The organism is Raineya orbicola (assembly GCF_002843425.1).
Taxonomy (GTDB): domain Bacteria; phylum Bacteroidota; class Bacteroidia; order Cytophagales; family Thermonemataceae; genus Raineya; species Raineya orbicola.
In genome coordinates this window covers 38,644-62,734 of the sequence record NZ_NKXO01000020.1, presented here as the reverse complement: position 1 = coordinate 62,734, position 24,091 = coordinate 38,644, and the positions used below count along the sequence as shown (strand labels likewise).

General features: G+C 39.8%; 16 protein-coding genes. 8 read left to right on the top strand and 8 right to left on the bottom strand.

All coding sequences use genetic code 11. From position 1 onward, the window contains the following. The first annotated feature begins 352 nt into the window (after positions 1-352). Together Rain11_RS07425 and Rain11_RS07420 are read left to right on the top strand one after the other, a co-directional pair. Positions 353-814 (top strand): hypothetical protein, encoded by a 462-nt coding sequence (locus Rain11_RS07425; RefSeq protein ID WP_101358723.1) that lies wholly within the window; start codon positions 353-355, stop codon positions 812-814. Positions 815-834: 20 nt separating this feature from the next. Then, positions 835-2,958 carry a trypsin-like serine protease gene (locus Rain11_RS07420; RefSeq protein WP_317042751.1) on the top strand — a complete coding sequence of 708 codons (2,124 nt, stop codon included), beginning with the start codon at positions 835-837 and terminating at the stop codon, positions 2,956-2,958. 182 nt (positions 2,959-3,140) lie between these two features. Here Rain11_RS07420 and Rain11_RS07415 read toward each other — a convergent pair whose 3' ends face one another. Together Rain11_RS07415 and Rain11_RS07410 are read right to left on the bottom strand one after the other, a co-directional pair. Beyond that, positions 3,141-5,258 carry a ComEA family DNA-binding protein gene (locus Rain11_RS07415; protein WP_101358721.1) on the bottom strand — a complete coding sequence of 706 codons (2,118 nt, stop codon included), beginning with the start codon at positions 5,256-5,258 and terminating at the stop codon, positions 3,141-3,143. Positions 5,259-5,327: 69 nt separating this feature from the next. After that, a complete protein-coding gene (locus Rain11_RS07410; RefSeq protein ID WP_207764433.1) occupies positions 5,328-5,654 on the bottom strand; it encodes a hypothetical protein in 327 nt (108 codons plus the stop codon). A 135-nt stretch (positions 5,655-5,789) separates the two neighbouring features. On the opposite strand from Rain11_RS07410, the gene Rain11_RS07405 reads away from it, so the two are divergent. Together Rain11_RS07405 and asnB are read left to right on the top strand one after the other, a co-directional pair. Continuing rightward, positions 5,790-6,761: an NAD-dependent epimerase/dehydratase family protein gene (locus tag Rain11_RS07405; RefSeq protein ID WP_101358720.1), complete on the top strand. Its 972-nt coding sequence runs from the start codon at positions 5,790-5,792 to the stop codon at positions 6,759-6,761. A gap of 98 nt (positions 6,762-6,859) precedes the next feature. Further along, positions 6,860-8,635, top strand: a complete 1,776-nt coding sequence (gene asnB, locus Rain11_RS07400) for an asparagine synthase (glutamine-hydrolyzing) (RefSeq protein ID WP_101358719.1) — start codon at positions 6,860-6,862, stop codon at positions 8,633-8,635. Here the strand turns inward: asnB and scpA are convergent, their stop codons facing one another. Together scpA and Rain11_RS07390 are read right to left on the bottom strand one after the other, a co-directional pair. Next, positions 8,636-10,792, bottom strand: a complete 2,157-nt coding sequence (scpA, locus tag Rain11_RS07395) for a methylmalonyl-CoA mutase (RefSeq protein WP_101358718.1) — start codon at positions 10,790-10,792, stop codon at positions 8,636-8,638. It abuts the gene before it with no gap. A gap of 19 nt (positions 10,793-10,811) precedes the next feature. Beyond that, complete coding sequence (locus Rain11_RS07390) at positions 10,812-11,660, bottom strand: hypothetical protein (protein ID WP_101358717.1); 849 nt, start codon at positions 11,658-11,660, stop codon at positions 10,812-10,814. A gap of 41 nt (positions 11,661-11,701) precedes the next feature. On the opposite strand from Rain11_RS07390, the gene Rain11_RS07385 reads away from it, so the two are divergent. Next, the gene (locus Rain11_RS07385; protein WP_133121533.1) at positions 11,702-12,214 is read left to right on the top strand and encodes a hypothetical protein; all 513 of its coding nucleotides are present in this window, start codon (positions 11,702-11,704) and stop codon (positions 12,212-12,214) included. 35 nt (positions 12,215-12,249) lie between these two features. Here the strand turns inward: Rain11_RS07385 and Rain11_RS07380 are convergent, their stop codons facing one another. Then, positions 12,250-13,092, bottom strand: coding sequence for an isoaspartyl peptidase/L-asparaginase (locus Rain11_RS07380; RefSeq protein WP_101358715.1), 843 nt, complete (start codon positions 13,090-13,092; stop codon positions 12,250-12,252). A gap of 72 nt (positions 13,093-13,164) precedes the next feature. Then, on the bottom strand, positions 13,165-15,420 hold the full coding sequence (locus tag Rain11_RS07375) for a fibronectin type III domain-containing protein (RefSeq protein WP_101358714.1): 2,256 nt from the start codon (positions 15,418-15,420) through the stop codon (positions 13,165-13,167). Positions 15,421-15,694: 274 nt separating this feature from the next. On the opposite strand from Rain11_RS07375, the gene Rain11_RS07370 reads away from it, so the two are divergent. Then, on the top strand, positions 15,695-18,343 hold the full coding sequence (locus tag Rain11_RS07370; protein WP_101358713.1) for an AAA family ATPase: 2,649 nt from the start codon (positions 15,695-15,697) through the stop codon (positions 18,341-18,343). Between the two features lie 27 nt (positions 18,344-18,370). On the opposite strand, the gene holA is transcribed toward Rain11_RS07370, so the two are convergent. After that, positions 18,371-19,399: a DNA polymerase III subunit delta gene (gene holA / locus Rain11_RS07365; RefSeq protein ID WP_101358712.1), complete on the bottom strand. Its 1,029-nt coding sequence runs from the start codon at positions 19,397-19,399 to the stop codon at positions 18,371-18,373. A gap of 74 nt (positions 19,400-19,473) precedes the next feature. Next, positions 19,474-19,809, bottom strand: coding sequence for a hypothetical protein (locus Rain11_RS07360; protein WP_101358711.1), 336 nt, complete (start codon positions 19,807-19,809; stop codon positions 19,474-19,476). 58 nt (positions 19,810-19,867) lie between these two features. On the opposite strand from Rain11_RS07360, the gene Rain11_RS07355 reads away from it, so the two are divergent. After that, entirely contained in the window at positions 19,868-21,529 is a 1,662-nt protein-coding gene (locus tag Rain11_RS07355) for an ABC1 kinase family protein (protein ID WP_101358710.1), read from the top strand. Between the two features lie 185 nt (positions 21,530-21,714). Then, positions 21,715-24,087: a ribonucleoside-diphosphate reductase subunit alpha gene (locus Rain11_RS07350; RefSeq protein ID WP_101358709.1), complete on the top strand. Its 2,373-nt coding sequence runs from the start codon at positions 21,715-21,717 to the stop codon at positions 24,085-24,087. Positions 24,088-24,091 lie beyond the last annotated feature (4 nt).

Genomic DNA, 24,091 nt, shown 5'->3' with positions numbered 1-24,091 from the left:
GTCAATTTGTGGTCTGGAATTATTGCCTACAAATTCCTAGATAAAAAGCCCACTATTAGAGATTTTCAAGAAAAAAATCTACTTACAAATTTTGAACTTTTTCAAGATATTGCCGCTTAACTCACGTTGAAAAAAAAATCAAATTAGCTCACATTAAAAGACACTCTAAATTTCATTTTTTACAGAAAAAATTTCAAGATTACCGATTTTCAACCTTCTCATCTTCAATTACTTACCAAAATTTAACAATTTTTTCACACCTTTTTTTGAAACTTTCTGAGTATTTTTACGTAGATATAAATAGAGGCACTTGCCTCTGTAATTTTTTGTTTCATTTTTAATTTTTAGCTTTATGTTGTACAAAACCCAAACTCACAAAGAAAGCCGAGTCCCTCTTTTAGCGAGGCGTACTTGGGGTTGGAGGCTTTTAGCCTATGCTCTTTTATTTTCCCTTGCCTCTTGCAAGTCTTGCAAGAAAGAAAAAGTTGAACCTACACCTGATCTAGAATGTAAAGAGTGTGTAGAATATTCCTTTTATAGAAAAGTTAGAAATCTTAAAGGGATTGTAAAAAAAGTTGGAATTGCTGATTATTATTACAATGGCGGAATGTATTATGTAGAAATAAATAGTTCTGCAATTCCAGAGCTTAATCAGAATTACCCTACTGCTAGATTGTTCCCTTGCTGCACCAATCGGTACGATGATACAGACGTTGGTAAAGAAGTAACTTTAAACGTTGATGTTTTTTCTTGTTTAACAGATAAACACGGCAGACTTAATAATGTTTTCTATAATTTTTACGTTTTTAATTAAAATTTTAGTAATAATGAGACATACAAAACTTCTATTCTATTCTATTCTACTCTATTCTACTTAATCAAGCGGTTTATGCTCAGGGAAATATAATTGGTGGAGTAGAGATAGATATTACAGATGCTCCTTGGCAAATATCAATTCAGAGAATACAACAAGGACAATGGTGTGGTGGTTCTATCATTAACAATGTATGGATACTCACTGCTGCACATTGTGTTCAGAATATTTCATTGAATGAACTATCAATCAAAGTTGGTATGACCAATCAGACTTTGCCCAGTCAACAACCTGTTCAAATCGCTCAAGTCATCATTCATCCTAATTACAATGCCAATTCTTTTGAGAATGATATTGCTTTAATAAGGCTACAAACACCTCTAATTTTTAATGAGGGAGTACAACCTATTCAGTACGCCAATCCCTGTAATTTGCCTCCCGAGTTGGTTGAAGAATTTGACATAGCTATGCTTACAGGTTGGGGAAGAAGTTGTAAGAACTGTACTGCATCTAATGTTTTACGAAGGGTTGACATGCCGATTATATCTAATGCCAATGCTAATCAAATCATAAGCACCAGACCGGGTAGCACCCTAACAGTTACAGATAATATGATAGCATTCTATCAACCGGGTTCAGGGGCGGCACCAGGTGATAGCGGAGGTCCTGCGGTTGTATTCAATGGTACAACTCCCATTCTAATTGGTGCTTCAAGTTGGGGGTATTTTCCAAAAGACCAATATCCTACCATTTATACGCGTGTCATTAATTATGCTGAATGGATACGACAAAATACCAATATTCCATTCGGAACAGTTGTTAGTGCAATCTCTGGACCAAATATTGTCTGCTCAATACCTACTCAATACACTCTTACTTGCTTCCCGCCTAATGCTCAAATTTCGTATAGTGTTTCTTTTAATTTAAGTGCGACTATGATACAACCGGGTGTTCTGAGAGTATCTGCTCGGTTTCCTGGTAGTGCTTTCATAGAGTTTTATGTAAATGGAAATCTTGCGGCAAGAAAAGATGTGATGGCAGTAAAAGTAAGTAATTCTGATATAACTGGTCCTGCCAGTGTTTGTGGCACTCCTGCGACATTTTCGCTCGGAAATGTGCCTTCGGATATAGCTGTAACTTGGGAAACCTCGCCCAATGTATCGCCCTCCTCAGGTACAGGCACCACCGCAACGGTTTCCAGTATAGGTACAGGAGAGGCTTGGATAGAATTTACGTTGCAGCCTTGTGGGCAGAAAGTACGCAAGTATTTCAATAGCCTATCGCGTATAGAAGGCATACAAGGGAATAATGCAATATGCTCCACAGGAAGCAATATTTACGAAATAGAGGATTTTGTGGGGGCTAGCTATACTTGGACTAGCAGTGCCAATATCACGCTTACAAATCTTGCTCCTAATAGAGTAAGTGCCACTGGCACATCTCCTGGCGAAGGTTGGATACGCGTCGATGTGAGCGTAAGTAGCTTCTGCCATACAGAAAGCCGCTGGTTCAGGAAAAAGGTATGGGTAGGTTTACCTACCGCACCCGTAGTTACTCAGCCCGCAGGTGCTACGCCTATTGCCCCCGATACCTATGAATTTACTTTCTATCAGAGTCCTTGGGCAACGACTGAAACCATAAGGCTCAGGAGTTTGGGAGCAGAGAGATTGGTGTATACCCGCAGTCCCAATCCACCCAGCAATGGTCCTTCGGATTTACCTTCCGATTGGGCAGTGCTAACTTCTCTTTCACCCATAAATGGAGTAGGGGATATTCAGGTTAATCCTAACCGAATGGAAGTAGGCACGATTACCTATACCGTAATGGGACAAAACAACTGCAATACTCCTTTTTCAACAACTGCACCACAAACTACGGTTATTATTCATATTCTCCCGATGAGTGCATCGCAAAGAGTGTTTATTTATCCTAACCCAACCGATGAAAAGTTGCACTTGCAAGCTGAAAATTTGGGTAACATCAAATTTACGCTTTACAACAAATTCAATCAGAAAGTAGCTGAAGGCGAATTTGAAAACAGACAAACCCTTTCACTTAAACATTTACCACAAGATGTGTATTTCTTGCACTTACATTACCCTGATGGAAATATTGAAAGAAAGCAAATAGTACTAAACCGATAAAAGTGTAGAAAGCACCTCATTTCGCGGTAGCATCGCTCTTTGTGATGCTATCGCTTTTTTATCAAGGTTTGTGTATAGATTTTAGTAATGTGAGTATTGGAATTAAATATTTGATAAACAGAAAATTGGAAAAACAATGTGTCTATTTTGAAAAAGCAGAGTTAAACAATTGCCATAAAAATTCAAAATTTCACTCTTGCCTGTACTCTGAAATCGGAAAGTACGTTGCCTTGCACCTCCGAACTGCCTGAACCAATCTCATCTACATTGAGCAAGCGTGTGCGGGCATACCGAAACCAAAGGGTGTATTTTTTACTGAATTTGTATTCTAAAACTGCATATTGTCTTACGCCTCTGCCATTATAGGCGGGGAATGAAAAGCTATACAAAACATCATCTTCGTAGGCGTATTGGCGGTTATCATAGTTATCGGTATCAAACAACGCCCAACGCGTTTTTATTTTCCATTTCTCAAAGCTTAAATCTACATCTTGCATTAGGGTGTAGCCTTGTGAATATTGCCCGCCAAAACGCAAATCACTGAATTGCAGGCGAGAGCGAAAAGCAATAATTTTCTCGGCTTTATATTCAACATTAAAAACATAGTTTCGGCGGTTGCGGTCAGTGATAAAATCTATGGGGGTGGCGTTGTTGGGGTCGTTTTGTCCTTTTACTTCTTGTCTGACTTGTGCAAAAGCACTGATTTTCTTGGTGAAGGCATAACTGGCTCGCAAAAGATACTCGTATCCTTCCGAAGGAGCATCTACACGAAAACGAAGCCAAGGAAACTTAAATCTATCGTAATACGCTGCCAAAGCAAACTTTTTATTAGGTTGGAATTTTACGCCCCAATAAAATCCTTGTTCATTGATATTTCGGCTGCCTTCGCTTAGTGCCGAACCGAAAAAGCTATGAAAATTTTTATCAAAGTTACGATATTGAAAGGCAAAAGAAAGTTGCGGTGAAAGCACAGCTAAAACTCCTGCATTATAGCCCATTCCACCACTTTTGGAAATAGCCCATTCCCCGAAAAAATTGAAATTCTGAAAAACATAGTTGTAGTTGAAACCTGCATTCCAGTTAGTCTGCCCATTGAACTCAAACTGATTGTAAGTGGTAGGATTGCGTTGCAGAGGCACGCTAAAACGCGTATGCAGAAAAGTAGTACCTACTTGCAAAGTTTGGGAAGGATTTTTGTAGCTGGTATTGATGCCCAAAACTCTTTCACCAATTTGTCCGCGGCTATCAAATTCTCTTTGGGTGCGGTGCAAGCCTGTTTCTTGCAAACTGCTTACGAAAATTTCTGAGCCTGCATCGTCATTATCCAAAGTATCCTTTTCCAAAAGATTACCACTGCGGCGGGTAAAAGATACAAAAGGCATTAGATCTATTTCTCCTTTTTTATTTTTTATCAGATTGTAGGTAGCGGCAATACCCCGAAAGTAGCCCGCTTCCAAAAGAGAGGTAAAAGGGCGTATGCCAATATTAGCTCTGCGAATACCCAAGACCGTTTCTGCACCTTTGCCTATATTGAAACCCGCTGCCAGCAGTATGCTTTGCCCAATTTGCAACTGATAATCGCCGAAAACCAATTGCTTGAAACGCCCTTTGTTTTCAAAAAAAGCGTGGTAGGAAATAAAATCAACGCCGTAATATCTCTGAGCAGGCGACCACATCATCGGTTCGCCCTCATCTTTTTCTAATGTAAAACCCAAACTGAAATCTTTGGTGTGGCTGGTGCGAAAACGCGAATACAAACGGGGTCTTGTACCCAAATAACGCACACTGCTACCTTCGGGAGCTGTAAAGCCTCTTTCTTTCTGTAAAGACAATCCATAACGCAAAAGCAGATAGTTGTTATCTTCCTCTAAAATTCTACTCCAAATACTGCGAGTATCGGCATTTTCAGCAACATCTACCTCTACAAAAGGCAAAATCTTGTAAATAGTGGGTAAATCAAAACCTTCAACAGATTGTAATTCGTAAATAGAAAGCAGTTTGCCGTTTTTCTGTATATGCTCTAAAAGGTTAGTGATTTGCACATCATTGAGTAAAAAAAGCGAAATAAGTTCTTGGCGAGTAGCTCGGTTGAGGTCAAGCGGTTCAAGGTAGAGTTGGTATAGGGCTTCATAGAGGTCTTCGTAGTTGGTTTCGCTATCTTGGTCTTGGACGGGAAAAATTTCCTCAATAAATTGCCTGACATCTATTTCTTTGCGGGGGTAGCTTTGGGCAAAAGCGAAGGATTGGCACAATAACAATAAAAATACTATCCAAGATTGCCTAAAATTAGGAGTTTGCATACAAATTCTTGTTTGTTGGGTAGCTTCGGTTCGGGTTAATAAGCGAAATCCAAAATAACCTGAAAAAATTTACCAATATTTCCAAAAAGCCCAAATTTTCCGTTCTTTCAGATAGTGGAGATTATATTCATTTTCATAGGCTTCTCGTTCAAAACAAATATTCCTGTATGCCTGATAATGATTGCGATAGCGAAGCAGATTAAAGGCATAATTGCTCAAATATAAAACATAAAACGGAAAAACCAAAAGCTCTTTTTGCTGTTGCAGGTGAATTTCCTCGTGATTCATCAGAAACTTATCTTTACGCAAATGCTTGTATTTAAGCAAAATAAAAGGATATAAAGTAATTCCTTGAATATTTTTGAGAAAAGGAGCATAAAGAATTATCTTAAACATAAAGATGAATTTTAGATTTTGTTTCATACAAATTTACGTAAAATCAATTTACATTTTGCGTTTTTATTTTGCCTTTTACGAGATGGCTTTTTATTTTTGTAGCTAATTGTTTCATTTTTTGCAATCTGTTATTGTATGGCACAAGATAAAATTTTAGTGATTGGTTCGGCGGGGCAATTGGGAACAGAGCTTGTAGTAGCTTTGAAAAATGTTTATGGCGAAGCGAATGTGGTTTCGGCAGATGTACGCGAACCTGCACAAGTTCGCAAGGAAGAGTTAGGACATTTTGAAAAGTTAGATGTTCTCAACGTTCCTCGTCTTGCGGAAGTTATTGAAAAATACAAAATCACGCAGATTTATCATCTGGCGGCGATGCTTTCTGCCACAGGCGAAAAACACCCCAAACACGCTTGGCATTTGAATGTGCAGGGACTTTTGAATGTATTGGATTTGGCGGTAGAAAAAAAACTTCATAAAATTTACTTTCCGAGTACCATTGCCGTTTTTGGACCTACCACCCCAAAAATCAACACACCGCAATTTTGTTCTATGGAGCCTACTACGGTGTATGGTATCAGCAAGCAAGCAGGTGAGGGTTGGTGTAATTACTATTTCCGTAAGTATGGCGTAGATGTACGCAGTTTGCGTTATCCAGGGCTGATTGGTTACAAATCTATGCCCGGAGGAGGTACAACCGATTACGCCGTGGATATTTATCATAAAGCCTTGTATGCCAAGCAATACGAGTGTTTTCTTGCTGAAAATACTTACCTACCTATGATGTATATGGACGATGCGATTCGGGGTACTCTGGAACTTATGCACGCCGATAGCCACAAAATTACAATTCGGACTTCCTACAACATTTCGGCGATGAGTTTTTCGCCCAAAGAAATTGCTCAATCCATTCAGAAACACATTCCTGAATTTACAATTAGCTATAAGCCCGATTTTCGTCAGGCGATTGCCGAAAGCTGGCCTCAAAGTATTGATGATTCTTCCGCTCGTAACGACTGGGGTTGGAAACCTGAATACGACCTTGACAAAATGACCGAAGTAATGCTCAAAAACATTAAAATCGGCTTGGAAAAAGGAACTATCGTGTAGAATTTGGGCACTTGAAACTTTTTCTCGTAAAAATGCAAGGAAACTTACTGCGAACCTTGCATTTTTGTTTTGGAAACTGCTAACTCAATTTTTGCTAAATGTGTGGGCTTCATTGTGTCATAGATTTTGCCTATAAAGTTTTGCCTACAAGCATTGAAAAAATGCTTGCAAATACCTTGCATCGGGGTAGTGATGCCACTGAATATACCACTATACAAGAAAATGACTATCAAATTTTTTTAGGACACAATCTTTTGCAAATCAATACCACTAATCCACTTGCTACTCAACCCTTCTCTGACGAGCAAAAGCGATTTTGGCTTATTTTCAATGGGGAAATTTACAATTTTAAGGAAATTGATAGAAAATTCAATTTTGAAAACAAAAGTCAATCCGATACCGAAACCTTATGGAATTATTTACAAAAGGTTTCAGAAAACCCTGCTCTGTGGGGCGAATTAGAGGGAATTTTTGCTTTTATTTTTTATGATAATCAGCGAAAAATCTTGCTTTCGGCTCGTGATGAATGGGGCGTAAAACCGCTTTACCTCTATCAGGATACCCAAAAATGGATTTTTACTTCCGAAGTGCAAAGTTTTTGGGCAAGTGGCTTGCTTTCGCCACAAATTCGCAAAAGTGCTATTACCGAATATGTGCTCTACAAGTTTGCTTTGCCCCCAAACACTTTTTTTGAAAAAATCCACATTCACCCTACTGCTTTGCGTATTTATTCTTTTGAAAAAGACCAAGCAAGAGAATTTTCGTATAGTTTCAAAAAGGCGTATGTTTCAGCGGATTGGAATAAAAGTTTTATTTTAGGGCAAACAGAACATCTTTTAGAGCAAGCTATTCACAATCAAGTTCAGGGAGCATACGCACCTGCTTTGCTGCTGAGCGGTGGCGTGGATTCTACACTTCTTTTGGCTTTGGCAAAAAAATTGGGGTATGAACTTCCTGCTTTCAGTTTTTGGGTGAGCGAGCCTAAATTTACACAGGATAATTTCTTTACCCAAAAAGCACAGAAAATCTATGGGGCAAAAGTAGAAAAGGTTGAAATCAATGAAAAAGATGCCACACTTTTGCCCGAACTCATTTGCAAAATGGACTACCCTGTGGCAGATAGTGCTTTTTTGGCAACTTTTCTTTTGAGCCAAAAAGCTCATTGGCAAGGGTTTCGGGTGCTTTGGAGTGGGGCAGGGGCAGATGAACTCTTTGCGGGCTATCACAGACATTGGGCTTTTAAGCTGTATTTAACGATGCCTAAATGGTGGCTAAAACTCAAAAAAATCTTTACTTTTTTGCCTAAAAATCGCCTGCAACGCAAATTTTTAGAAAATATTAGCTATTCTCAAACTTTTCTGAATTTTGCTTCTTTGGATATTTTGCAACCTAAAAAGCATTCAAATTTTGCAGAAATAAGCAATTTACAGGAGGCTTTGCAATGGGAAATGAAATACTATTTACAAGCAGACTTGCTCAAAATCAATGATTTATGGGGAATGCGAAACTCGCTTGAAATTCGTGTGCCGTATTTGGATAAAAATTTGAGCGATTGGGCTTTACAGATACCTGCTGAAATTCGCTTGAAACACGGCAAAAAATGGATTTTGAAGGAAATTTTGCGAAAAAACAAAGGCGAAATTTTTACCTCTCGCAAAAAAGAAGGTTTAGGTATTCCTTTTGGAATTTGGCTAAAAAAAACATCAAATAAACATCTTTGGGCTTTTGTAGATGAAAAGCAAAATCCTCTTTTTGAGTTTATTTCACAAGAAAGGGTAAAGTTTTTGCTACATAATCACCAGCACCACAAAGCAGATTTTACAAGCGAGTTATTTGCTTTGTATGTATTGGCAGAGTGGTTAAAGCAAAAATGATTATGCCTTTAATCCTTCACTTTCTTCGCCACTCATCAATTTTTTTAGAATTTCTTGTGCGGCAACGGCAATAATAGTACCCGGTCCGAAAACCCCCGCAACGCCTGCCTCATACAAGAACTGATAGTCTTGCGGAGGAATAACCCCCCCCACAATTACCAAAATATCTTCTCTGCCAATTTTTTGAAGTTCTGCAATAAGTTGTGGGACAAGGGTTTTGTGTCCTGCGGCAAGCGAGCTAACCCCGATAACGTGTACGTCGTTTTCGGCGGCTTGGCGGGCAACTTCTTCGGGGGTTTGGAAAAGTGAGCCGATATCCACATCAAAGCCTAAATCAGCAAAGCTGGTGGCAATGACTTTGGCACCGCGGTCGTGTCCGTCTTGTCCCATTTTGGCAATCATTATACGGGGGCGTCTGCCTTCTAGTTCAGCAAAGCGATTAGCCATAGCTTGGGCTTCTCGGAAATGTTCATCATCAGAAATTTCGGAAGCATAGACCCCTGAAATAGAACGAATTGTAGCTTTATATCTGCCGAAAACTTTTTCCATAGCATCGGAAATTTCGCCGAGTGTAGCTCGCAATCGGGCGGCTTTGACGGCTAAATCCAGCAAATTTCCTTTGCCTGTTTTGGCACATTCGGTAATAGCGTTCAGGGCTTGCCCAACAGCCTCGTTGTTTCTTTCTGCCTTGATTTTTTGTAATCGTTCAATTTGTTCGTTACGTACGGCGGTGTTATCAATTTCTAAAACTTCAATATCTGTGTCTTTTTCCCACTGAAAAGCATTTACGCCTACAACAATTTCCTTGCCTGCATCAATACGAGCTTGTTTTTTAGCGGCGGCTTCTTCTATACGCATTTTGGGCAAGCCTGTTTCAATGGCTTTTGCCATTCCGCCTAAACTTTCTACTTCTTGGATAAGTTCCCAAGCTCTATGAGCAAGGTCGTGAGTGAGTTTTTCTACGTAAAATGAACCCGCCCAAGGGTCTACGGTCTGACAAATGGCGGTTTCTTCTTGCAAAATAAGCTGTGTATTGCGAGCAATACGAGCCGAAAAATCCGTAGGCAGGGCAATAGCTTCATCAAGCGAGTTGGTGTGCAAAGATTGAGTATGCCCCAAAGCGGCAGCAAGGGCTTCAATAGTAGTACGAGCCACATTATTGAAGGGGGCTTGTGCCGTAAGACTATAGCCCGAAGTCTGGCAGTGTGTTCGCAAAGCCATAGAAATGGGCTTTTTGGGGTTGAATTGCTTTACAATTTTAGCCCAAAGCATTCTTCCTGCTCGCATTTTGGCTATTTCCATAAAATAATTCATTCCAATAGCCCAAAAAAACGAAAGACGAGGGGCAAAATCATCAATATCCAAGCCTGCTTTCAAACCTGTACGAATGTACTCCAGTCCATCGGCAAGGGTGTAGGCAAGTTCCAAATCGGCGGTTGCTCCTGCCTCTTGCATATGATAGCCCGAAATGCTAATGCTATTGAATTTGGGCATATTTTGGGCAGTGTAGGCAAAAATATCGCCAATGATACGCATACTGGGTTCAGGGGGGTAAATGTAAGTATTGCGTACCATAAACTCTTTGAGAATATCATTCTGAATAGTTCCTGATAGTTCGGAAGCGGGTACGCCTTGCTCCTCGGCGGCTACAATGTAAAAAGCCATTATCGGGATAACAGCCCCGTTCATTGTCATAGAAACAGACATTTCGCCAAGCGGAATGCCCTCAAAGAGAATTTTCATATCTTCCACGCTATCAATGGCAACGCCTGCTTTTCCTACATCACCTACTACGCGTGTGTGGTCGGAGTCGTAGCCGCGATGAGTGGCTAAATCAAAAGCAACCGATAGCCCTTTTTGCCCTGAGGCGAGGTTTCGGCGATAGAAAGCGTTGGATTCTTTGGCAGTAGAAAAACCCGCATACTGACGAATAGTCCAAGGTCTTTGCAAGTACATAGTGCTGTAAGGTCCTCGCAAGAACGGCGGAATACCCGCCCCAAATTGCCAATGCTCAAATCCTTCTAAATCAGTAGGCTTGTAAATATTTTTGACTTCAATCTGCTCGGGTGTTTTCCAAGTTTTAGTTGCCTGAAAGGTTTTTTGAGCAGTATTTTTCCAAAGGTCTTCAAAGCCAATGTTAGCCAAATCTACTTTCATATTGCCACAAACTAATTTCTTATTCTACAATCATTTTCATACCCCGAATGCCCATATCCACAACGGTTTCACCAAGCGTGGGTTCAAAATGTCCGTTGCCGTTGTTATCTTTCCACTCAAAACTTTTGTTATTAGAAACGGAAACGGTGATAATGATATTTTTATTTTCTTGTCCTGTAATTTGTAAAGGGGTATCAAATTTAGCCGTAACTACACAAGAACCGGGCGGAATGGGCGAAGTTGCCGCAATGGGGTTGGGGACGGTAGTTCCCGGGGCTTGTCCTTGCAGTACGCCTGTAAGTGTTTCAAAAGCCCAAAAACCTTGTTTTTTGTTGGCATTTACGCTGATAGTCTGGTTTTTAATTTTTACATCTCTGATGTAAGTGTTGTAGCCCACAAAAGATGCCACAGTGCCTATGTAATCCACGCCATTTACGCGAAAAGTAATATCGTAATTCTGATAGGCGAAAGAAATACGCAAATACTCATAGGTTTTGGGAGCAATTTGGCTTAAAGGCACAGAAAGGTAGATTTCGTCTTCTTTTTTGAAAACACTTTTATCAAAGTCAATGGCTGTTTCTCCGCCCAAAGTAGTTTCAGAGGCGTGGTACAATATAGTTCCCTGTCCTATTTGTGTGAAAGCCGTGGGGGCAAGCTCAAAGTAATGAGCTGTAAGCCAATTGAATTGAGGCGATTGCCCCGCATTGCCCGCAGGTATAGTAGCACGATTACCGAAGTTATCCAAACGTTCTTGATTGGGATTGAATTTGAACTTGAATATCAAATTATATTGAGGGGTGGGGTCTTTCTTTTTACAAGCTCCTAATATGCCAATCACTAAAACGAAAAAAATGAGCTTTCTTTCCATAAATTTTTTATATTTGCGTAAAGTTAGAAAATTTTTGCCTTATGAAAAAACATCTACTCTTATTTTGCTTGTTGGGGCTTGTAATGTTTGCTTGTAAAAAGAAACAACCCGAACCCACTACTTTGGATTTGCTTACGGCTCACATTTGGATAAGCAAACAAATTGAATTGAATGCAACTTTGGCAGGAACACCTGTTGTGGCAGAAAACCGAATGACAGACTCTTTGGCTTTGGAGTTTAAGCGAGAAGGAACGGCTATTTTTTATCAGAGAAATCCCGCCAATGGCTCGCTGACCGAAGTTTCAAGGCAGGGCTATTCTTTGAGTACCGACGAGAAAAAAATTGAATTTACCAACCCTGTTCCTTTGCTACCACCCAATATGCAAATGGCTATTACCGCCGCAGGCATACAAGTACCTCGCTCCATTGATATTGAAAAAATCACTCGTGATGAACTAATCCTGAAAGGTAGTTTTCAGCAAAATGTTACGGTGCCGAATATTCCATTCCCTGTGCCTTTGGCGGTTAATTATAGATTTAGTTTCGTGAAATGATGCAGATTCTTTGGGTGAGTTTATTCTGTAAAAATTCACCTAAAAAGTTCTACCCTTACTCCATCAAAGGAGGCAAAAACCATTGTAGGGTGTGAGTCTTGGTGAAAAATATTGCCTTGATAGTCAATAGCGATAGCTCCCGCAAAGCCATCAAAAGTAGCCAATTCTTGAAAAGTTTTTTGGAAGGCTTTTTGAATAGATTGCCCATCTGTTACGCGGGTAACGATTTTTGTGGCGATGCCCCCGCTCACGATGTCCTCGCCTACGCCTGTACAAGAGACAGCACAAAATTCATTAGCGTAGTTGCCTGCTATGGTGGCAGAATCTGAAACACGTCCTACCATTTCAAATCCTTTACCTCCTGTGGAAGTGGCGGCGGCAAGTCTGCCGTTGCTATCCAAAGCCACACAGCCAACGGTGCCTGTTCCTAAACTTGCTTTTTTAGCTTCGTAGTCTGCTCGGCGTTCGGGAGTTTCGGGGTTGAAATAGGGAAAACCTTGTTTTTGAGCAAAAATATTTGCTCCTTCCCCTGCCAGCACTCTATCGTCAAATTTCATCAATTTTTCGGCAACTAAAATAGGATTTTGAATATTTTCAATATTGATAACCCCTGAAAATTTCTTGCTTATGCCGTCCATTAGCGAGGCACTCATTCGGATTTTTCCGTCGCTTTGAATTTGAGAACCTAATCCCGCATTAAAAAGTGGGTCATCTTCCAAAAGTTTGGTTGCAAAAACTACGGTTTCCAGTGCCGAATGACTTTTCAGGTACTCATAGCTTTGCAAAACAATTTTCTGCAAAGCATCTTGTTTGGCTTTCTTGATAGATTCTGTTTGTGAAAATTCACTAAAAAAACCGCCGTGTATGATGATTTTCATAACGATTCGCAATTAAAAACCTATGAGTTTTTAGGCTCATAGGTTGTTAAACTTTGGCAAGATACAAAAACTTTATTTTACCACCAACTTTTTATGAATTCGGGCATTTTCGCCAATAATTTGCAAATGATAGACACCTTTGGGCAATTTACTTACTTCAAAGCTGATTTTGCGTTGATAACCCACAGCCTTTTCATCTTGCAGTATGCCTAATGTATTGTAAAGAGAAACTTTATGAGGCATTTGCGAAAGTTTATCAAAATCTATCCAAATGATATTTTCAGCAGGGTTGGGATAAACTTTGATGTGCGTTTGCCACTCATTTTCCAAAGCAGTAGGCAGAGGTGTAGTAGCTTGGGCTACATTGCTGTATGGCGAATGAATATTCGGACCGTTAAAGGCACGTACCCGATAGTAATAAGTTGTATTACTGCTTACAGGGGCATCTATGAAGGTAGTAGAATTAGGGGCAAGTCCCGTACCGCTGATTTCTGTAAAATTTGTCCCATCGGTGGAGCGTTCTACTTTGTAGCCTGCTTCGTTTGTGGCGTTATCTACCCAAGCAAGGTTAATTTGTGTGGGAGAAACCGCAGTAGCTACTAAACTCGTAGGGGCATTGATAAGCACCAAAGGTGCGGCAGAGGCAGTGTTGCTATAAGGTGAATTTACACTACCATTGAAAGCTCTTACCCTGAAAAAATAGAGCGTTCCCGGAGTCAGACCATTGCTGGCATAAGACGTGGAATTAGCAGGAAGCGAAGAGGCTATTTCTGTAAAGTTAATACCATCGGTAGAGCGTTCTACTTTGTAGCCTGTTTCGTTGGTAGCATTATCTACCCAAGTAAGATTGATTTGCGTAGTAGAAGCGGCGGTAGCCGTGAGTGTTGTAGGTGCATTAAGCACTACAAAAGTTCTTGCATTGGCAACATTGCTGTAAGATGAATTGGTAGGACCTAAAAAACATCTGACACGATACCAGTATTCAGTGTCGGGGGTAAGCCCATTATCTGAAAAAGAAGTGGTATTAGGAGGAAGCGAGGAAGCTATTTCTGTGAAAGTAATTCCATCGGTAGAACGTTCTACTTTATAGCCCGCTTCGTTGGCGTCGTTATCCGTCCAAGCAAGATTGATGCGTGTGGCTGAAACCGCCGTGGCGGTCAGTGCCGAAGGGGCGTTTAGTGAAACATTAGGCGTGGTAACATTTACTATGTTGCTGTAAGAGTTAAGCGAGGCAATGTAAGCATATACACGATAATAATAAAGGGTATTAGGAGCAACGGTATTGTCGGTGTAAGAAGTGGTACTAGGGGGCAAGTTCCCACCGACCTGCGTCCAAGTACTACCATCAGGGGAGCGTTCTACACGATAGCCCCATTCGTTGGTAGCATTATCCGTCCAAGAGAGATTTACTTGGTTGAATACAGGAGCATTAGCGGTAAGCCCAGTGGGGGCATTAGGAGGCGTGCTGACAGTCAGGATTTTGAAATCATCAATATAGATATGATTGCTGAAAATATCAGTTAGCCTCAATCTAAATTGTACAGAAGGGTTGCCGATATAGGTGCTTACATCAATGAATTCTGTTCGCCACTGCGAAGTAGAAGTAGGCGTAAAGCAAGTACTAGAAAACCAAGGTGTTACCGTAGCCAGAGGTTCTCCCGATTTGCTCCAAATACTCGTATAAGTAACGCCACAATTGGTAGAAACCTCTAATGCAAGGGTAGCATAACTACTTGCACTCCAAGCCTGATATGCCACCTTAAATTCTACAAAAGCAGAAAGATAGCCTACTAAATTGACACGAGGAGTATTGAAAAACAGAGCGTTTGAACCGATACTAGAAGAGCAAAGATTTCGCCACATAGACTTTCCGCCACCATAACCTACACTGTTATTTTGTTCCCAGTTGGCTGTTCCTCCCGAATTGCTTACGCTGAAACCCGCAGGTGGGAAAGTGCCTTCAAAATCTATCATAATGGGCGGATTGATACCCACAGAAACATTCAGAACTTTGGTGGTACTATTAGTAAGAATACCATTACTTACTTCCAAACGAATTATATAAACACCCGAGTTGTTGAAAGTAACCGTATGCGGACCTTGGGTGCTTGCTGTGCTTGGCGAAGCCCCTCCTAAGACGCCAAAATCAAAGTTCCAACTCCAAGAGTTGATAGCGGGAGTACTGATAGCAGTAGAGGCATCTGTGAAAGTTACGCTTTGCCCTACGCATATACTCGTAGAACTCATATTGAAATCAACAACAAGCATTTGTGCAAAAGCCCCTATTCCCAAAGCCCAAAAACAAACCGCAAGTAAAAGTTTTTTCATAAACTTACAATATTTAGTGTTTGCAAAAGTTCCGAAAGTTACGCTTTTTATTGAAAAAACCAAAGAAAATTTTGCTAAAACATACTAAAATGCAAAAAAATAAGCTTTTGGCTTGGTTTTTCTCTTTTTTATTGCCAACGCAGGAAACATTTTTTTAAGCAGAAATGTTGTTTCTGTAAGAAAAGTACAGCATTTGTGTAAAAAAAATAATAAAAATTTTTTACTTTGAAACGCAAAATGTATTTTACGCCCATTTATACAACCCTCTACAACTATGGCAGAGAAAATTTTAGATAAAAACTATAAATTCAAAGACTTACTGGTGTATGCTTCCAATGAAAGTTTTGAAGGCAATAAAAAGAAGTATCGCCGTGTATTTGAAAATAAAGAAACCACTTATATCTACGTAGAGCTTTCTTTTTACAACAAACTCTTTGATGAAGAGGATTGGGAGGCTAATATCACACTCAAAGCCTTCAAACTCAACTCTGATGGGGGAAGAAAAGAGCTATGCAATTTGCCTTCCAAGCGGATTATCAAGAAAGATGAAAACATCGTCTATATTCGTGAAAGTTGGGGTAACGATGACCCCGGCTCGTATTGGTCGCGTGGTGATTATGAGTGGGAAGCCTACATTGACGGCGAAAAGGTAAGTACACGTAGATTTTATGTTGAGGAAGGAGGTTTGGTACAGCCAGGAAACAATCCTTACTTTGAAATAACCAGCATTAAACTTTTTGATGGTCCTTACGAAGGTCTGCCTGTTGATAAGAGAGTGTATGTTACTCAATTTGATAGTCAAGAAACGCAATACATTTTTGTAGAATTTACCGTAAAAAACAAACAAGAAAAATCTTGGTATGCCGAAGTGTTTTTTAAGTTCTACAACGACGCAGGACAACTCAAAGGAGAAACTTCTGAACTTCGCTATGTAGGACCTAACGAGCAAAGTTTTACGCTTACTTCTGGTTGGGGTTCATCAAACAAAGGAACTTGGTTTCCTGATAAATACCGATTAGAAGTGATTTTTATGGACCAACTCATTGCTGTAGTTCCTTTTGAAGTGGCTGATAGCTTTGTAGAGGGTGTGCCAGTAATTCATAAGCCCGAAACAGGAACGCTATTTACGGGCTTTTCTACTTCTACCAAAAATCAAGAGCAAACTTTGGAGGAAATAATGGAGGAACTCCAAGAAATGATTGGCTTGGATAGTGTCAAGGAAAAAATTAAAGATTATATGCACTACCTTCGCTTCCTGAAATTGCGTCAGGAGCAAGGTTTTGAAGAAAACACACAAATCAGTCTCCATTCTGTATTTATGGGTAATCCGGGTACGGGTAAAACCACCGTGGCGAAAATGCTTGGTAAGATTTATCATAAATTAGGTTTGCTTTCCAAAGGTACCGTTTTGGAGGTAGGAAGACCCGAACTGGTAGGTAAGTTTATCGGACAAACCGCTCCGAAAGTACAAGAAATGATTGAAAAAGCAAGAGGAGGAATTTTGTTCATTGATGAAGCCTATTCACTCGCTCGTAAAGGAGACCAAGACGGACAAGATTTTGGTAAAGAGGTGATAGAAGTCCTTATTAAGGAAATGTCTGATGGAAAAGGCGATTTGGCGATTATTGTGGCGGGTTACCCTGCGGAAATGGAAATCTTTTTGGACTCCAACCCTGGTTTGCGTTCTCGCTTCAATATGATTTACCAATTCCCCGACTATTTGCCTCAAGAGCTAATGCAAATCCTTGACCTTAAAGCGAAAAAGAAAAATATTGAATTTGACCCCGAAGCTCGTGAGTACATTAAAAAGCAACTCACCGAAGCCTACCGCAATCGCGACCGCACTTTCGGTAATGCTCGTTTGGTTGCCTCTCTCGTGGAAGAAGCCAAGATGAACTTAGGCTTGCGTGTGATGAAAAATGCTGATTTAGATAATATTAGCCCCGATTTACTCAAAACGGTAACTTTGGAAGATGTCAAAAACATTTTCAAAACCAAAAAATCTGCCTTGCCTGATATTAGTATTGATGAAGAACTGCTTCACGAAGCCCTTGATGAACTCAATGGTTTGATTGGAATGAGTAGTGTAAAAGAGGAAGTGGTAGAACTCGTTAAGCTGGTTCGTTTTTATCGTGAAACAGGGAGAGATGTACTTGGCAAGTTTTCTTTACATACCGTATTTACGGGCAATCCGGGTACAGGTAAAACCACCGTGGCTCGGATTATTGCCAAAATTTACAAGGCTTTGGGTGTATTGGAACGTGGGCATTGTGTAGAAACCGATAGACAAGGACTTGTGGCGGGTTACGTAGGACAAACCGCCCTTAAAACTACGGAACGTATCAACCAAGCTATGGGAGGGGTACTTTTTATTGATGAGGCTTATGCTCTTACACAAGGACACGAAAATGATTTTGGTAAAGAAGCCGTTGAAACTCTTCTTAAACAAATGGAAGATAAACGCGGGCAGTTTGCAGTAATCGTTGCAGGCTACCCCGACAATATGAAGCAGTTTTTAGAAGCCAATCCAGGGCTTGCTTCACGTTTTGATATTACGATTAAGTTTGAAGATTATACCGTAGATGAACTTCTACAAATAGCCTTGTATATGCTCAAAGCTGAAAATCTCACCCCCACCGAAGAGGCTTTGGAGCATTTGCGAAAATATTTTGACTACCTCTATCAGAAACGTGATAAATTCTTTGGTAATGCTCGTACCGTTCGTAAAGTAATACAACAGGCAATTAAAAACCAACATTTGCGTATGGCTTCTTTGCCCAAAGAGCAACGCACAGAAGAGGTCATTCATCAGTTAGATGTACTTGATGTAAAAGAGTTTAATGAAAATCTGGAAGCAGGCGGACAAGGAGGCATAGGTTTCAAACTTGGAGGAGGTTCTACAGCTACCGATACAAAAAAATAAACTCAAAAAGCTATTTTTTGCAGGCTTTTAGTGTAAAATTTTAAAAATCAACTCTTTCAAAATATCACTTTCTTCCATATTGCCTGCGTCAATGCCTTTACTTCGCAAGTCAGCTTCGTGGAGGTAATGTATGCAGGCAATTACCTTGGGCAAAGGGTAGTTTTGGGCGGCTTTGAGATAATCTTTTACAAAAAAACGATTTACCCCTAAAAGCTCTGATAAGTGAGCTTCATTTTTGTCAGTGCTTTGATGTAGAACTAATAATTTGGCAAAAAACTGAAAAAGTATCAGAATAATCGGAATAATGGGGTTGTCTTTGGGATTTTGAGCAAAAAAATGAACAATTTTATTCGCCTTGAAAACATCTTTTTCTTGTAGGGCTTTCTGCAAGTCAAATACCGTATATTCTCTGCTTTCGCCTACGTATTTTCTGACAAGCTCTTCGGTAATTTCATTTTCTCCTTCGGCAAAATTGATGGTGATTTTTTCAATTTCTTTGGCAAGGCGACTCAAATCATTGCCAATAAATTCTACAAGCAAAGCCACTGCCACAGGCGAAATTTTGCATTTTCTTTCTGCTACAAACTGCTCAATCCATTTGGGAATTTCGCTATCGTAGGGTTTTTTTGTTTCAAGAATAACGGCATTTTTTTCAAGGGTTTTGTAAAGGCTTTTACGTTTGTCAAAAGTTTTGTGTTTGTGGGCAAGTACTAAAATAGTAGTTGGAGCGGGATTTTCTAAATATTTTTGTAGAATTTTCTGCCCCTCATCATTTCGCAGGTCGGGCAAATCTTGAAATTCTTTTACAATTAGCACTTGTTTTTCAGCCATCATCGGAAAGCGGCGAGCATTATTGACAATCTGACCCATTTGTGAGTCTTTTCCATACATCACTATTTGATTGAAACCCTTTTCAAACTCTTGTAAGGCATTTTGTTCAATAAAATCGGTAACATAATCAATGTGATAGTTCTCTTCTCCGTGCAAAAAATAAACAGAGGCAAATTTGCGATTTTGTAAATCTTTGCGTATTTCCTCAAATTTTAATAAGGGCATAGAGGTTCAAGAAATTAGATGTTTAGAATTCAGATTTTAGACTTTTGGAGAGAGAAGTCTTGAGAATTTTCATTTCAAAGTTTTTCTGATTTGATTTTTTCAAGCAAATCGGGCTGATTTTTGGTGAAATCGTATAAAATTTGTCCTGTTTCGCTGACACGCAATTCAGCAATTTGCTTGCTTACCAACTTTTCAAGTCTTTGCTGAGCCTCATCGGGGTTCAGAGAGGTTTGTGAGGAAAGTTCATTTGCCGAGATGATGCCTTTTCTCAAATTAGCAAAGCGTATAATCATTTCATCGGTAACATTGAAACTATCTGTTTTGGGAACTTTACTCGCCTTTCTTGGTAAAACTCGCCCCAAAATGTACCCAACCATAGCCCCCATCACAAAAAATAAAAGGAATTTCATAAAATTTTGCTTTTTTGGAAATTAAACGTATTTTGCACAACTCAAATTTTGCAAAAATATGCTTTTTGGGCAAACCATTCGCAACTTAAAAAGAATTCGGCAAATTACCAATGTTTTGCTTAAATATGGCTTTGAGGATTTGGTTGCCAATACTCCTTTGAAGGCGATCATTCCTGCAAGCAGGCGGCTGGCTCGCTTGCGTGGCGAAAAGTACGTACAAAAATATACCCGCCCCGAACTGGCTCGTATGGCGGCAGAAGAGTTAGGACCTACATTTGTAAAACTTGCCCAAATACTTGCCAATCGCCCTGATATTATTCCCGAAGAGTATCAACACGAATTTGAAAAATTACAGAGCCAAGTAGCTCCTTTCCCAACCGAAGAGGCAAAGAAAATTATTGAAAGAGAACTCAAAAAACCAATTGAAGAAATTTTTTTAGAATTTGGTGAAAAACCTCTGGGGTCTGCATCTATCGGGCAGGTGCATTTGGCAAAACTTGCCAATGGGCAAGAAGTAGTTGTAAAGGTACAACGCCCTGATGTTGCTCAAAAAGTAATGACCGACCTTGCTATCATCAAAGACATTGTAAAACGAGGTGATAAATTTTTCAAGGCACAAGGCTTTTACAACATTATGGATATTGTGGTTGCCTTTGAAAAAAGTATAAAGAAAGAGTTAGATTATACCAATGAAGCCCGCTACATAGACCAGTTTCGTACTTATTACAAAGACTACAAAAATTTTTATGTTCCCAAAGCCTTTTTAGAATATACTACTCGTAAAGTGATGGTCTTGGAATTTGTAAAAGGCTGTAAAATTACAGATGTCAATCAGTTGCGTAAATGGGGACACGACCCCACACGCATAGCCGAAATAGGTATGGATATTTATCTAACACAAATCTTTCAGCACGGCTATTTTCACGCAGACCCTCACCCAGGGAATATTCTTATCAAAGAAGATGGCACTATTTGCCTGATTGATTTCGGAATGGTTGGCAAACTTTCTAAAAATGACCGCTTTGCCTTTGCGGGCATTCTGATTTCTATGGCTCAGAAAAATCCTGCTGAAATGGCACGGAATTTCAAGCGTTTAGCCATAGATTCTGAAATTGAAGATGAAAAAGTCTTTGAAAATGCTCTTGCCGAACTTATTGATGATTTCGTTACACTTGATGTGAATCAATCCAGTATGAGCGATATGGCGGCTCGTTTGCAGGAAATTATTCGCGATTTTCGCTTACAAGTACCTGGGGGTGTGTTTATTATTTTACGAGCCTTGACCATATTGGAAGGCATTGGTAAAACCATTCACCCCACTTTTCAGACTTATGAATTTTTCCGCCCTTATGGTATCAAGATTTTTTTAGACCAGTATTCTCCGAAAAATTTAGGCGAAGAGGCTCTCAATACTGCACGCTCATTTGTAGGTTTTTTGAATGATTTTCCTCGCGAAGTTCGGGAAATTTTACGAAAACTTCGCAAAGGCAGACTGCACATAGAGACCGAACTTACAGGCTATGAACCCGCTATTCATAGCCTTACGAAAGCTATTCGTTATTTGGCTATCAGCATTTTGGTAGTGGGGTTGCTGGTAAGTGCCTCACTAACGACCAATACCGAAACCTCTAAAATTTCAACATTGAGCATTATTAGTTTTTCTTTGGCAACTTTTTTGATGTTGGTACTGATGTTTAAGTCTTTATTTGGTGATGATTGATAAATTTAAAATTTTTAATATCAACATTTTATGTAAAAAAAATTTGCACCTTGTAAATAAAACCTTACATCAACAAAAATTTTCGCTTGAAAAAACTTAACTTTGAAGTTCATTGTAACACTTAGTAGTGCTTATTTTTTGAAAAAATCTCATTTCATCAATAAACATAAAAAACTTAAATACTCGTGTTAGTACAAAAAAGAGATGGTCGTTTAGAGTCCGTGAAATTTGATAAAATCACGGCACGCATTGAAAAGTTATGTTATGGCTTGGATATGCGTTTTGTAGAGCCTGTGGAAATTGCTAAAAGAGTAATTGCGGGCATTTACGATAAAATCCCTACCACAGAGCTTGATGAACTTGCGGCACAAACCGCCGCCGCTATGGCTACTACACACCCCGATTATGCCATTTTAGCGGCTCGGGTTGCTATTTCTAACTTGCACAAAGAAACTAGTAAGTCTTTTTCCAACACAATGAAAAGACTTTACGAGTACATAGACCCCAAAACAGGCGAAAATGCAGGACTTATCGCCAAAGATGTCTATGAGGTAATTCGCAAAAATGCCGCTTTGCTAGATTCTACGATTATTTACGATAGAGATTATCATTTTGATTATTTCGGCTTCAAAACGCTTGAAAAATCCTATCTGTTGCGAATGAATGGTAAAGTCGTAGAACGCCCACAACATATGTTTATGCGTGTAGCCGTGGGCATACACAAAGACGACATTGAAGCCGCTATTGAAACCTATAATTTAATGTCTGAAAAGTGGTTTATCCACGCAACACCTACCCTTTTCAACGCAGGTACTCCCAAGCCACAATTATCTAGTTGCTTCCTGCTTACAATGAAAGAAGACTCTATAGACGGCATTTATGATACGCTCAAACAATGTGCAAAAATCTCTCAATCCGCAGGCGGGATAGGGCTTTCTATACATAATATCAGAGCCACAGGTTCTTATATCAAAGGAACGAACGGCTATTCTAATGGTATTATCCCAATGCTAAAAGTCTTTAACGATACTGCCCGCTACATAGACCAAGGCGGTGGTAAGCGTAAAGGGGCTTTTGCGATTTATCTGGAACCTTGGCACGCTGATATTTTTGAGTTTTTAGAGCTGAGACGCAACCAAGGTGCAGAAGAATTGCGTGCAAGAGATTTGTTCTATGCCCTCTGGATACCCGATTTGTTTATGAAAAGGGTAGAAGCTAATGAAACTTGGTCGCTTTTCTGCCCCAACGAAGCCCCCGGTTTGCACGAATGTTATGGCGAAGAGTTTGAGCGTTTGTATGAGAAGTACGAGTTGGAGGGAAGAGCAAGAAAAGTGGTGAAGGCTCAGGATTTGTGGTTTCACATCTTAGGATCTCAGATTGAAACAGGTACGCCTTATATGCTTTTCAAAGATGCCGCCAACCAGAAATCTAATCAGAAAAACTTAGGAACTATCAAAAGCTCTAACCTTTGTACTGAAATCATTGAATATACTTCCCCTGATGAAGTAGCCGTATGTAATTTGGCTTCATTGGCTCTGCCCAAATATGTTATCAATGGCAAATTTGACCACCAAAAGCTCTATGAAGTTACCAAAGTAGTTACCCGCAACCTGAATAAAATCATTGATATCAACTACTATCCCGTACCCGAAGCAGAGCGTAGCAACAGACGCCATCGCCCTATTGGTATAGGCGTGCAGGGGTTGGCAGATGTCTTTATTATGCTTCGTATGCCTTTTGAAAGTGAAGAGGCTCGCGGATTGAATAAAGATATTTTTGAAACTATTTACTATGCCTCTTTGGAAGCCTCTATGGAACTTGCTCAAAAATATGGACCTTATGAAACTTACGAGGGTTCGCCTATTTCAAAAGGGATATTCCAATTTGATATGTGGGGGGTAAAACCTACTTCGGGGCGTTGGGATTGGGAAGGTTTAAGACAAAAAATCTTAAATTATGGCGTAAGAAATTCATTATTGCTTGCTCCTATGCCTACGGCTTCTACCTCACAAATTTTGGGTAATAACGAATGCTTTGAGCCTTACACCAGCAATATGTACAATCGTAGAGTGCTTTCAGGCGAGTTTATTGTGGTAAATAAGCATCTGCTCAAAGACCTGATAGACCTTGGGCTTTGGAATGAAAAAATGCGTGAGAAAATCAAAGCCTACGACGGCTCTATTCAGGAAATCAAGGAAATCCCTGAAAATATCCGTGAAATCTACAAAACTGCTTGGGAAATCAAACAAAAATCCATTTTAGAAATGGCTGCCGATAGAGGTGCATTTATCTGCCAAAGCCAGAGTTTGAACGTATTTATCAAAGAACCTAATTTTGGTAAATTGACTTCTATGCACTTCTACGCTTGGAAATTAGGCTTGAAAACAGGAATGTATTATATGCGTACGCAAGCCGCTACAAGTGCCATTAAATTTACTACGGATACCAACGTGTTGCAAGAAGTTCAACAGGGCAAAGAAATGAGCTACGAACAGAAGGTCAAAGATATGGCTTGTTCTTTGGATAACCCCGATGCCTGCGAATCTTGTAGTGCATAAAAAT

What these genes read in the sequence shown, in the direction of transcription:
- Rain11_RS07425 (WP_101358723.1), top strand. Translation starts at nt 353, where the DNA reads ATGTTGTACAAAACCCAAACTCACAAAGAAAGCCGAGTCCCTCTTTTA.
- Rain11_RS07415 (WP_101358721.1), bottom strand. Translation starts at nt 5,258, where the DNA reads ATGCAAACTCCTAATTTTAGGCAATCTTGGATAGTATTTTTATTGTTA.
- Rain11_RS07410 (WP_207764433.1), bottom strand. Translation starts at nt 5,654, where the DNA reads ATGTTTAAGATAATTCTTTATGCTCCTTTTCTCAAAAATATTCAAGGA.
- Rain11_RS07405 (WP_101358720.1), top strand. Translation starts at nt 5,790, where the DNA reads ATGGCACAAGATAAAATTTTAGTGATTGGTTCGGCGGGGCAATTGGGA.
- asnB (WP_101358719.1), top strand. Translation starts at nt 6,860, where the DNA reads ATGTGTGGGCTTCATTGTGTCATAGATTTTGCCTATAAAGTTTTGCCT.
- scpA (WP_101358718.1), bottom strand. Translation starts at nt 10,792, where the DNA reads ATGAAAGTAGATTTGGCTAACATTGGCTTTGAAGACCTTTGGAAAAAT.
- Rain11_RS07390 (WP_101358717.1), bottom strand. Translation starts at nt 11,660, where the DNA reads ATGGAAAGAAAGCTCATTTTTTTCGTTTTAGTGATTGGCATATTAGGA.
- Rain11_RS07385 (WP_133121533.1), top strand. Translation starts at nt 11,702, where the DNA reads ATGAAAAAACATCTACTCTTATTTTGCTTGTTGGGGCTTGTAATGTTT.
- Rain11_RS07380 (WP_101358715.1), bottom strand. Translation starts at nt 13,092, where the DNA reads ATGAAAATCATCATACACGGCGGTTTTTTTAGTGAATTTTCACAAACA.
- Rain11_RS07375 (WP_101358714.1), bottom strand. Translation starts at nt 15,420, where the DNA reads ATGAAAAAACTTTTACTTGCGGTTTGTTTTTGGGCTTTGGGAATAGGG.
- Rain11_RS07370 (WP_101358713.1), top strand. Translation starts at nt 15,695, where the DNA reads ATGGCAGAGAAAATTTTAGATAAAAACTATAAATTCAAAGACTTACTG.
- holA (WP_101358712.1), bottom strand. Translation starts at nt 19,399, where the DNA reads ATGCCCTTATTAAAATTTGAGGAAATACGCAAAGATTTACAAAATCGC.
- Rain11_RS07360 (WP_101358711.1), bottom strand. Translation starts at nt 19,809, where the DNA reads ATGAAATTCCTTTTATTTTTTGTGATGGGGGCTATGGTTGGGTACATT.
- Rain11_RS07355 (WP_101358710.1), top strand. Translation starts at nt 19,868, where the DNA reads ATGCTTTTTGGGCAAACCATTCGCAACTTAAAAAGAATTCGGCAAATT.